This is a genomic window from Neisseria sp. P0022.S010 (assembly GCF_051956635.1).
Genome location: NZ_JBQCXF010000080.1, coordinates 1 through 10,812 on the forward strand (window position 1 = coordinate 1; position 10,812 = coordinate 10,812).

Sequence of the window (10,812 nt, forward strand, 5' to 3'; positions counted from 1 at the left end):
TGGCTTGCGTCATCGCAGCCTTTATTGGCTTTTATATGCTTTGGGCGATGTTTTGACGCCGTTTATTGTGGCTGCCGTTTTGGCCTATGTTTTGAATCCCTTGGTCGAATGGCTGCAATTGAAGCGTATCCGCCGCGCACCGGCCTCTATGATTATTATGGCGCTTGCTTTGCTGATATTACTGGCGTTGATGCTGATTATTATACCTATGCTGTTAAATCAGTTTAATAATCTGGCCGAACGCCTGCCGCAAATCGTAGGCTTTGTTCAAAACAAATTGCTGCCGTGGCTCAACAGTGTCAGCGGGGATTATATTCAAATCGATCAAGAATCAATCATCGCATGGTTGCAGTCGCATACGGATGAGTTGAGCAATACGCTCAAAGCGTGGATTCCTACCTTGATGCGTCAGAGCGGTAACGTCATCAGCGGCATCAGCAATTTGGTGTTGCTGCCTTTGTTGCTGTATTACTTCTTGTTGGACTGGAAACGTTGGTCTTCTGGAATCAGTAAACTGGTTCCACGCCGTTTTATCGAAACCTACACGCGTATCAGCAGTAATATGGACGAAGTTTTGGGCGAATTTCTGCGCGGTCAGCTGATGGTTATGATGATTATGGGCTTGGTCTATGGCTTGGGCTTGATGCTGGTCGGTTTGGATTCCGGCTTTGCCATCGGTATGATTGCCGGTATTTTGGTATTTATCCCGTATTTGGGTGCATTTACCGGCCTTTTGCTGGCGACAGTTGCCGCGCTTTTGCAATATGGCTCATGGCAGGGCTTATTGATGGTCTGGGCTGTATTCGGTGTCGGACAATTCTTGGAAAGCTTTTTCATTACGCCTAAAATCGTCGGCGACCGCATCGGCCTGTCGCCTTTCTGGGTGATTTTCTCGTTGATGGCTTTCGGGCAACTGATGGGTTTTGTCGGTATGCTTGCCGGTCTGCCGCTTGCTGCTGTGACGCTGGTTCTGTTGCGTGAAGGCGCATCTGCTTATTTCGGCAGCCATTTCTACAAACATAAATAAATCGATGATATTAAGGCCGTCTGAAATCCAAGTTTCAGACGGCCATTGATAATAAAGGAAGTTTATATGTTAGCCATTATCGGCGGCAGCGGCTTGACCAAACTGCCGGAGCTCGAAATTACCGAACGAAAAATCGTCCGCACCCCTTACGGCTTAACCAGCAGTCCTATTTTATTCGGCAGGTTGGGGCGTTTGGACATTGTTTTCCTTGCACGACACGGCTTCAGCCATACCATCGCGCCGCATGAAATTAACTATCGCGCCAATATCTGGGCGTTACATTCTTTAGGCGTTGAAAACATCATTGCCATTTCTTCAGTCGTCGGCATCAATCCTGATTTTGAAAACGGCAGCCTGGTGTTGCCGGACGATTTGATCGACTATACTTATGGCCGCAAAGATACCTTTTTTGAAGGCCAAGAATGCCCGGTTGTCCATACCGATTTTTTCAACCCTTATAGCAATGAGTTGCGGCAAGAATTATTGAATATCACGAAAGCGCACAATGTGCCGATTTACGACGCTGCCGTTTATGGTTGTCTACAAGGCCCGCGCCGCCCGACCCATGCCGAAATCGCCCGTTATCGCCGTGACGGGGTAGATGTACTCGGGATGACCGGTATGCCAGAAGCCGTTTTGGCCAGGGAGTTGAAAATGGCCTATGCCCACTTTTGCAGCGTCAGCAGCATTGATTGTTTTGATAATGGGAAAGGGAATGAAGGCTGTAACGAACAGGTTTCTATGACAATGACCAAAATCCGACAATTATTGAATGGTTTGTAACTGATAATGCCGTCCGAAATGAGGTTTTCAGACGGCATTGTTTTATTTAAGAAGCTGTTTCACGCGCCCAGTAGGGCAGGGAGGCTTTTTGTTTGCGGAACGAGGCAAGTTGCATGCCCCGACATTTTTCAAAAATCAATTCAACCCCGCTTTGCAAGTGCAAAATTAAATTAGTATGCGTTTCCGTTTTAATAAAATCAATATTTCGTTGCACCAAACGTTGAATGACGGCATACACATCAAGGCAGCCATTTGCGAAAAACCACGGATTTAACTTTACCCAACGGCCGCCACTTAAGGCCGCATCAGGCTGAAAATCAGCACGAATCTGAGTCAGTCGATTGTCGGAGAAATGCAGCTCGATGTCGCCATAAAGCCAAATATTCCAGCCTTTTTGTACCAACAAGCCTTTAGGGACGCAATCAGGCGCAGGGAACATCTGCAAAATAGACTCTGCCGATTGTCCGATTTCCAAATAATCAAACCGGCCAGTATACAAAAAATCATAAATATCAACGGCAATAGGAAAGTGGTAACGCATGGCAACAACCATAGAAAAGCAATTAACCAAGCTATCTTAAACTTAAAATATAATGAAATCAATTCTTATTACTATTAATTTAATATAAGAAAGGCCGTCTGAAATTCCAGACGGCCTTGTAGCTTTGGTTTAATTAAATAGATATTGGTTTACTCAGCCTTTAAATCAGCCACGCATTGCTTATCGCGTGCTTCAAAAGCTTCCGCGCCACCCAAAAGTTTGAGTTGCTCCTCAGGGCTGATTTTACCGAAGGTTCGGATTTGCTCGTCAGAGAGTTTGCTTAAAGGCTGATCCCACATGCAGACACAATAGTCTTGAGCCAATTTCTCGTTTTGCGCATCCAAACCTTTTGCCTTCAAATCAGCTTGCCATTTTTCAGCGAAAGGAATGTTTTTCACGCAAGACTCCACCACATTTTGTTTCATCTGCGGCTTGTTCATGGCGCATTGCGAGAGCAGGGCGGTCAGCGCCAGCAAAGACAAAATTACCCATGCCCAAATGCGGATGGTACGGATTTTTGCCTTGGCTTTCTTTCTGGCCGCCAATTGTTCTTCAGACGGCCTGTCTGTTTGTTGCTCAGTCATGCAGGCTTTCCATGCGGATCATGGTGATCGGAGCATCTACGCAGCTCAATGCTTCAATCGCTGCGATAGCGCGTTTGACATTACGTTCCACAGTTGTGTGAGTCAAAATCACGATTTCGGCAGTACTTTGATCAATCACACCTTTTTGAATCAAAGCCTCGATAGAAACATTTTCTTTGGCCAAGAGGGCGGCAATCTGACCCAAAGTACCCGGCTCGTCAGTTGCTTGAACGCGCAGATAGTAGCTGCTGGTGATTTCATCCATAGGCAGAATATTTTGCGCTTGAACTTGCGAAGGTTGGAATGCCAAGTGAGGGACACGATGGTCAGTTTCCGCTTCAATCAGGCGGGCAATATCAATGATGTCGGCAACCACGGCAGAAGCAGTCGGCAATGCACCGGCGCCTGCACCGTAATACAAGGTTTCACCAACCATATCGGCATTGACGCGGACAGCATTCATCACGCCGTTAACGTTAGCCAACAGACGGCTTTCAGGAATCAGAGTAGGGTGTACACGCAACTCGATGCCTTTGTCGGTTTTACGGGTAATACCCAACAATTTGATACGGTAGCCAAGCTCTTCAGCGTATTTGATGTCGCGGCTATCGAGTTTGCTGATGCCCTCCAGATAGCAGGCAGAAAAGTTCATCGGCGTACCAAATGCCAATGCACTCATAATCGTAATTTTATGGCCGGCATCATGACCTTCGATATCAAAAGTAGGATCAGCTTCAGCATAGCCCAAAGCCTGAGCTTCTTTCAGTACGTCTGCAAATGCACTGCCTTTTTCGCGCATTTCAGTCAGAATGAAGTTGCTGGTGCCATTAATGATACCGGCGATACTGCGGATTTGGTTCGCAGCCAAACCTTCACGCAAAGCCTTGATAATAGGGATACCGCCGGCAACAGCAGCTTCAAACTGCACCATCACATTTTTTTCTTCCGCCAAAGGGAAAATTTCATTGCCGTATTCAGCCAGCAGTTTTTTATTGGCAGTAACAATATGTTTGCCGTTTTCAATCGCCTTCAATACCGCATCTTTGGCAATACCGGTACCGCCAAACAATTCAACAACAACATCAACATCTTGATGCTGAACCAGCTCAAACGGATCTTTGATAAAAGCAGCATTCGGGCAAATTTGTTTGGCTTTTTCTTCGCTCAAATCGCAAACAGCAGAAATACGGACTTCACGTCCCAAACGGCGGCTGATTTCCGCAGCATTGTCCTGCAATACAGTAGCCGTACCGCCACCGACTGTACCCAAACCTAAAAGACCGATATTTACTGGCTTCATTGTGTCTCCTTTTGAGCCGATACTTTAAAATAATCACGAAAAACCAAGGCTTGTTATAATCGCTTGCAATCGTCAATTCAGAGCAAAGCATCAATGCACAAGGTCAAACATTGAATCCTACCTGATATTGCTTGATTTTGCACCTTTTTTTGCAAGTTTCCAGAGGCCGTCTGAAAAATTGTTCCGCCATAAAAACAGGAATTACCATGAAAATTACAGAAAATCATATCGCCGAAGCCACATCATTTTTTTCACCCTCGCAAGGCATATTGCAAATTGGTGAACAAACATACTCAAAACCCATTTGCTGGCAAGGTGGCAAAATTAGCATCATTCCTCAAGCGACCATCGGAGAATTAAACGAACAAATTTTTGTATCAGCAATTGAGGCAGCAGAAAACCGTCCTGAAGTCATCATTATCGGTACCGGAGCAAAACAACAATTCATGCATCCCAAAATTGCCGTAGCCTTATCAACTTACGGAGTCGGCCTCGAATGCATGAATACAGCCTCAGCTTGCCGAACTTTAGTTTTACTGCAAGGCGAAGGCCGAAGCACATGGGCTTGGTTGTGGCCATAATTTGTAGAAAAGACTATTGCATCACGCTAGTCCAAGTTCGCATAATTTATATTATGTTAAATTCATAATGCTAGTATTTTAGTCTGCTAACTCCTTTTTCTCTCATTAGTACAAATACTTACAGAATTTAAATATAAAAGGCCGTCTGAAAGGTTTTTCAGACGGCCTCTTTGTTTATATCCCCCCAGCCTTTTCTCAACAAATCCCTTGTTGTTAAATCCCCGGTTTTTTTCAATTTCATCCAGCATTCTTTTGGTTGTAATAACAAAACGGTTGTAGTGCAGCCTGTTCTTTTCATCATGATACTGAACAGAACGTGGACTTTGAGGCCGGCTGAACGATTTCGTTACGGATTCTGCCCCATGCTTCGTATTCCGCCGTCCATACGGCTTCGCCTTTGGCATTGTGTGCGGCAATCGGTGTGCCGAGATGGTCGAGTTGGTAATAAACCAATTCAGGCTGCGCTTCAGACTGCCCTTGGGGTTCGGGCGGGATTTTCAGCAGCGGATCGGTTTCGGGGTCGTAGCCGTACAGTTCGGTGGACGCCCGAATGTCTTTACTTCATGGCGATCCGATATTTTTAACTGAAAAGGCCGTCTGAAAAGAGGAGGAATTTTTCAGACGGCCTTAATAATAGTTATGAGTTTCTAACTTAAATATTTCATATAACTTTTTGAGTTTGCGGCTTACAGATTAACCTGTAACATACAATAAATTTCTAATCATTTTCAATATAGATATAACAACTAAACCATTTCCCAGATTGGATAAAACATAAATCATTTAATTCATGTGAAAACGGAGTACCATACTTGGTAAGTAATAAATTATATTCTTGTAACAAAGAAAAAGTATCTTCAGATATTGAAATAGTAAAACAACTATCAGTTATATTAAATTCATCCTCATCATTTGGATTTAGAAAAATCCGCAATAACAAATGATAGTCTCTTTTTTTCTTTGTTAGACAAACATTTGTACTCCAATAATTTCCCTCTTTATTTAAAGCAAAAATTAATTCTTGCAAATAAATAGCCTTGATATACCAATAGATGGTATCACGCCTAATTTCTAGATTCATAATTTCCTCTTAACAACAACAGTCTAATGGAACATGTATATTTTTCACTACATTGAAGTGAATACTACTTCCTTTTGGTTGCAAAAACTCAAAATGTACATGTGGCGTATTTGGTATTACTGGTTTTCCCATGCCATGAGTACCTAGATAATCATCAGGTTTTATTCTAAATTGCCTATTTCCATCTATGCTTCTCCATTTACCGGGAGCAATTTTCACAAAATTATCTCCAAGAAATTTAAGTCTTTCTTCTGCTATTTTACTTCTACAGATTTTTCTTCTCCATTCACTTAAATTTTGTGTACTTTTATTGGTTCTATCCTTACCTGACAAAACATTTTGACTTCTTCCTATTGAGCGATATTTTAGCCCCAGTGGATCGACCCATAACGTCGGATTCGGCGCATACTCAAACAGATTCACCCCACCCCATAATCCAATCGGGTCCTGACTTACAAACCGCCCGATTTCAGGGTCGTAATAGCGGAAACGGTTGTAGTGCAGCCCGCTTTCTTCATCGTAATACTGACCTTGGAAGCGGAACGGGATGTTGGCTTTGAGGCCGTCTGAAACGGTTTCGTTACGGATTCTGCCCCATGCTTCGTATTCGACCGTCCATACGGCTTCGCCTTTTGCATTGTGTGCGGCAATCGGCGTGCCGAGATGGTCGAGTTGGTAATAAATCAAGTCGGGCTGCGTTTCGGACTGCTCTTGGGGTTCGGGCGGGATTTTCAGCAGCGGATCGGTTTCGGGGTCGTAGCTGTACGGTTCGGCGGGTTTGTCTTCCCTTTCTATGCCTATCGGCGAGGCCGTCTGAAATTGCGCCAGCGGTTCGAATGTACCGGGTTCGAACAGATAATGGGTGTTTTGTCCGTTTGTGCTTTCGATGGCAAGGGTGTCTTCCTGCCAGTGGTAGACGGTGGTTTCCCCGGTGCGGATTTTGGTAGTACGCCTGCCCAACGGATCGTAGCGGTATTCGGTACTGCCGTTGCGGTTTTCTATTTTGATGAGTTGGTTGTAGCCGTTCCAATGGTAGTCTGTAGTTTCTCCATTGCGGGTTTTGCGGATCAAGTTGCCGCGTTGGTCGTAGTCGTAGTGTACGCCTGCGTACTCTTTAAGCAGGTTGCCCCAGACTTTGTTTAGGGATGGTTTTTCTTGGCTGTTTGTTTGGTCTGCCTGATCTTGTTTGTTGCCGCTTAGGTCAAGACGGTTGCCTGCGGGATCAAAGGCAAAGGTTTCGCTAAAATCGGGCGTGACGGCGGCGATCAGTCTGCCGATGGGATCGTAGCGGTATTGGGTTTGGCCTCCTTTGCTTTGGATATGGGTCAGTTGTCCGGCGGCATCGTAGCCGTATTCGCGCCGGCTGCGGTTGTGGATTTGCTGCAGGATTCTGCCCATGGGGTCGTATTGTGTTTGTTGGCGGATATGTTTGCCAAAGGTGCGTTCGGTTTTGCGGTGTAGTTTGTCGCGCTCGAAGGCGGCTATTTCGTTACGGTTGAGGGTGATACCGTGCAGGTGGCCGCTGCCATAGTGGAGATAACCGATACGCTGCCCGTCGGGACGGATGGTTTCGGTACGGTTGCCCAATGCGTCGTAGCGGTGATGCCAGACGTGGCTTCGGGCTGTGCCGTCCAGACTGTCGTGGCGGTATTCCCTGATGAGGTTGCCGAGTTTGTCGTAGAAGTATTGGTGGCGGCTACTCTTGTGCATTATGCAAAAGGCCGTCTGAAAACCCGATATGATTTCAGACGACCTTTTTATCGTTTCGTTTATATTTTACTTTTGAAGCTCTTCCAATTCTTTTTCGCTGAAACGGACTTTGCCTTTGTCTTCGCGTTTGAGCAATCTCCAAACGGTATCTTCCCGAAAAATAGGATTACCCTTCTCATCCCTCTTCGCACTGACTTGTCCGGCAGGCAGAAGCTCGCCCTGCTTGATTTGGATCTCATGCCCAATGAAATTGTTTATACCGTATCTTCCTGAAAACGGGGCGTGTGTGCCTGCATTGAGCAACAGGGGGAGATTACCGTCACAGTCTTGTTCCTGTTCCCGTTTGAGTTTCTGCTCCCGAGCCCAATCCACCATATCTTTGGGGTAGTACAGGTATTGCCGCAAGGAGGTATCGTCCAAGTCTTTCAAATAGGCGATGGCAGCGGATTCGAAGCTCCAGTAGCCGATATAGCCACCGTATTCGGGATCTTGCTCCAAATGAGTGTCGATGAGGGGATTGCCGATTTTTCGGTTGCCGTCGTACCAACCGGCGAGATAGGCGTTGAGGTGTTTCAGGGTTTCTTCCTTGCTCTCCGCCATGATTGCTTGTAGCAGGGGTTTGCGGAAATTATGACCACCGCGCCGGAATTTGGCTTTCGGATCAAAATCCATCGGAATAACCATATTGATCAAGGCATTAAAAGATGTATCAATAAAGCCGTCCAATTCATAGCACCGTTTGATAATTTCCAGCCAGTCAGCCTGTTCAAACAGAAGGCACAAGCCGATGGCGTTCACCAGAAAATCTCTGCCACTCGCCCCTCCGCCCCAAACGGACATTGTCCAACCTTCTTCGATCAGTTCGGGATCGTCCACGGGATATTTTTCATCGATTTCCAAACACAGGCGGCTGTATTCGATTGCCTGGGCAAAGCGTTCGCGGACGATCTCTATCGGATAACCTGCGGTGTATTCTGCTATGGTCAATACATATAATGAATCGACAACCGTTTCTGGTGGTGACGTTGGAAATTCATGCATTCCTTCTAATGCTACATTAAGTAACCACAGATTATTTTGATATGACTGTCTAAAAAACTCTTCTTTAAACAATCCCTGGCGGTCTTTATTGCGGTCGTACTGTATTGTGTTTTCTGTCATTTTCTACCTCTCGGTCGGTTGGTGGGTTTGGATTGGTTATGGCGTTTTTCCTCATTTCGGGCATCGCGCCGACGGATGGCGATGATGCGGTCGATATGCCTTTCGTTGTCGATATGTCTAACCGATATATCGTTATGATTTCGGTGTTTGGTTTCTTCGTATCCGTTCAATAACGCGTCTGCATGCTGCCAGCCGACGGTATCTGGGATATTCAGGGCAGTATAGATGATGTGGCGACGGTATAAAACTTTCCATTTTGATCTAACAATAATTTTTTGAAAATCGACCTGTACTGATATTGGCAATTGTCCTTTCTTAAACAAATCATTAATCCGTTCCTGAATCCACACATGATCCATTTGCACCACGTGCCTTCCGCCTTCCTTCTCCGACAATACGCCCAGCCTCTTGGCAATCTGGGAGTCCGTACCCAATGCAGTAAATGACCCTTTCGCTTCGATTACGGCATAGGGTTTGCCGCCGTTGGTTGCCGGATTTGCCTGCCAAAAGCTGTCTATGCCTTTGTCGCTACCTGCTATCGCCAGCTTTTTCAGTTTGCCCTTGTCGTTAAGCTTCCTCTCTTTCGCATCGGGTTTCCAACTTCCCGCCGTATGTTTGTCGTGTGCTATCCAATTTCCTTTACCCCAACCAAGTTTTTCCAAACAGTAGTAGTCGGCGATGTGCTCGCCGACCCCGCCGCCGAATGCCTTCCATCTTGAGGGTTCTCTTGCTTTCACTTGTTCCGCCATTTTTCCGGAAGTAGTATGTTTAGAAGGTCGGTTGTTTTCCTTTCCTCCATTTGTCTTCGGTTTGTTTGATCTAGGTGGCTTGGGCGGATGCGATTTTGCTGCAGGATGGTTCGGCGGCAGATTCTTGGGTTGCGGCGAAATCTTTGGCTGTATTTGTCGCGCACCGCTATTGTTGCTTCGATCCTTGCTTCTGGTAATCGCTTTTCGGATATAGCGGGAAAGTAGAATCAGGCAACTAGACAGATTCCTTTTTACAAAATCAAAACAGGCATTGATGGTGCCGGATACATCGAACCAGCGCCCAAATACACTATCTTTTGCCGAAGTCAATGCCGCTTTTCTCGCACTTTCCAACTCCCGCTCCAACCTACTGATATCGATAAGCTGCATCAAAAAGGCTTCGGGATTGACGGGAATTGGACGAAAATTGTTTCTCACCATCAATACATTGGCCTTCTCAATAATCCTTGTGATGATTTCAAACATCAACGGACCGTAAAAGTCAGGATTACGTATCAACTGTCTGAACGTCGTTCTAACCGGCGCACCTGCTCCGGGTATCAGGCAGACTATGCCCAGAATAAGCTGTAGTTTGAGTTCATTTTCTTCTTCCGGGGTTTTATAGTTTTGACGATATAAGTCCCATCCTGTCGATGTAATGTCCCGAATGCCCGCAACCACATTCAACGGCGGGATGGCTGTCGCCATATCTAGAAGCAGGTTTTTAACTGCCTCTTCTTCCTGTCTGGTCAATGTGATACTCATAGTTTAATCATCCTCGTAATCTAGATCGGAGTCTAGAAGCAAATCAATCACTTCTGAAAGTTTATCCTCCGGTATTTGCAAATCAAACTCCGCCAATTGACCAATAACCGCCTTTGCGGAGAAATCCTGTTCAAAATCTTCGATGGAAGGCAAATCGACAGGATCTTCGGAATAGCCGAAATAAACGTTGGCGGGACTGATATTGATATCTTTCAATACTGCCCTTCCATTTGTATCCAGCTTACCCGTATATTCCTTTCCATTTGCCAGCACCACTCTATAAGGGGCGTTACCGATAGGCATCAAGTTCGCATCGTGATAAAAAATCTCAAAGTCGTTTTTATGCATGGAAAACCCAGCTAAATCCAAATCCCATGCATTCGCCCCACCCACCACCAACGGCGCCCTCACCCGCACCACCTTCGGACTTCCGATCTCAACTTCCCCGTTACTCAACTTGATATACGCCCCTTTGCAGGTGATCAGAATCTCTTCCTTCGCCGCAATGGTGACTTTCCCTGCGCTGCTGG

General features: G+C 45.8%; 12 protein-coding genes. 3 read left to right on the forward strand and 9 right to left on the reverse strand.

The window, feature by feature from the left end; all coding sequences use genetic code 11:
* Nucleotides 1-4 precede the first annotated feature (4 nt).
* A complete protein-coding gene (locus ACTHUT_RS09145; RefSeq protein ID WP_440418748.1) occupies nucleotides 5-1,027 on the forward strand; it encodes an AI-2E family transporter in 1,023 nt (340 codons plus the stop codon).
* A 66-nt stretch (nucleotides 1,028-1,093) separates the two neighbouring features.
* A complete protein-coding gene (locus ACTHUT_RS09150; RefSeq protein ID WP_003746659.1) occupies nucleotides 1,094-1,810 on the forward strand; it encodes an S-methyl-5'-thioinosine phosphorylase in 717 nt (238 codons plus the stop codon).
* Between the two features lie 46 nt (nucleotides 1,811-1,856).
* Here ACTHUT_RS09150 and ACTHUT_RS09155 read toward each other — a convergent pair whose 3' ends face one another.
* The 3 genes from ACTHUT_RS09155 to ACTHUT_RS09165 all read right to left on the reverse strand — a co-directional run bounded on the left by ACTHUT_RS09155 (nucleotide 1,857) and on the right by ACTHUT_RS09165 (nucleotide 4,235).
* Nucleotides 1,857-2,351 carry a hypothetical protein gene (locus tag ACTHUT_RS09155; RefSeq protein ID WP_070822153.1) on the reverse strand — a complete coding sequence of 165 codons (495 nt, stop codon included), beginning with the start codon at nucleotides 2,349-2,351 and terminating at the stop codon, nucleotides 1,857-1,859.
* Nucleotides 2,352-2,500: 149 nt separating this feature from the next.
* Nucleotides 2,501-2,935, reverse strand: coding sequence for a hypothetical protein (locus ACTHUT_RS09160; RefSeq protein ID WP_036490891.1), 435 nt, complete (start codon nucleotides 2,933-2,935; stop codon nucleotides 2,501-2,503).
* Nucleotides 2,928-4,235, reverse strand: a complete 1,308-nt coding sequence (locus ACTHUT_RS09165; RefSeq protein ID WP_440386661.1) for a homoserine dehydrogenase — start codon at nucleotides 4,233-4,235, stop codon at nucleotides 2,928-2,930. The genes ACTHUT_RS09160 and ACTHUT_RS09165 overlap by 8 nt, the downstream gene beginning before the upstream one ends.
* Before the next feature lie 206 nt (nucleotides 4,236-4,441).
* Here ACTHUT_RS09165 and ACTHUT_RS09170 point away from each other — a divergent pair, with 206 nt between their 5' ends.
* Nucleotides 4,442-4,816, forward strand: coding sequence for an MTH938/NDUFAF3 family protein (locus ACTHUT_RS09170; RefSeq protein WP_440386662.1), 375 nt, complete (start codon nucleotides 4,442-4,444; stop codon nucleotides 4,814-4,816).
* Nucleotides 4,817-5,113: 297 nt separating this feature from the next.
* Here ACTHUT_RS09170 and ACTHUT_RS09175 read toward each other — a convergent pair whose 3' ends face one another.
* The 6 genes from ACTHUT_RS09175 to ACTHUT_RS09200 form a co-directional block, all read right to left on the reverse strand.
* On the reverse strand, nucleotides 5,114-5,269 hold the full coding sequence (locus ACTHUT_RS09175) for an RHS domain-containing protein (RefSeq protein WP_440386663.1): 156 nt from the start codon (nucleotides 5,267-5,269) through the stop codon (nucleotides 5,114-5,116).
* Between the two features lie 265 nt (nucleotides 5,270-5,534).
* A complete protein-coding gene (locus ACTHUT_RS09180) occupies nucleotides 5,535-5,897 on the reverse strand; it encodes a hypothetical protein (RefSeq protein WP_440386664.1) in 363 nt (120 codons plus the stop codon).
* A 9-nt stretch (nucleotides 5,898-5,906) separates the two neighbouring features.
* Nucleotides 5,907-7,607 carry an RHS repeat-associated core domain-containing protein gene (locus ACTHUT_RS09185; protein ID WP_440386665.1) on the reverse strand — a complete coding sequence of 567 codons (1,701 nt, stop codon included), beginning with the start codon at nucleotides 7,605-7,607 and terminating at the stop codon, nucleotides 5,907-5,909.
* A gap of 66 nt (nucleotides 7,608-7,673) precedes the next feature.
* Nucleotides 7,674-8,594: a PoNe immunity protein domain-containing protein gene (locus ACTHUT_RS09190; protein WP_440418746.1), complete on the reverse strand. Its 921-nt coding sequence runs from the start codon at nucleotides 8,592-8,594 to the stop codon at nucleotides 7,674-7,676.
* A gap of 170 nt (nucleotides 8,595-8,764) precedes the next feature.
* Nucleotides 8,765-10,282, reverse strand: a complete 1,518-nt coding sequence (locus ACTHUT_RS09195; protein ID WP_440386667.1) for a hypothetical protein — start codon at nucleotides 10,280-10,282, stop codon at nucleotides 8,765-8,767.
* A 3-nt stretch (nucleotides 10,283-10,285) separates the two neighbouring features.
* A partial coding sequence (locus tag ACTHUT_RS09200; protein ID WP_440418747.1) for a DUF2345 domain-containing protein occupies nucleotides 10,286-10,812 on the reverse strand: 527 nt, incomplete at its 5' end.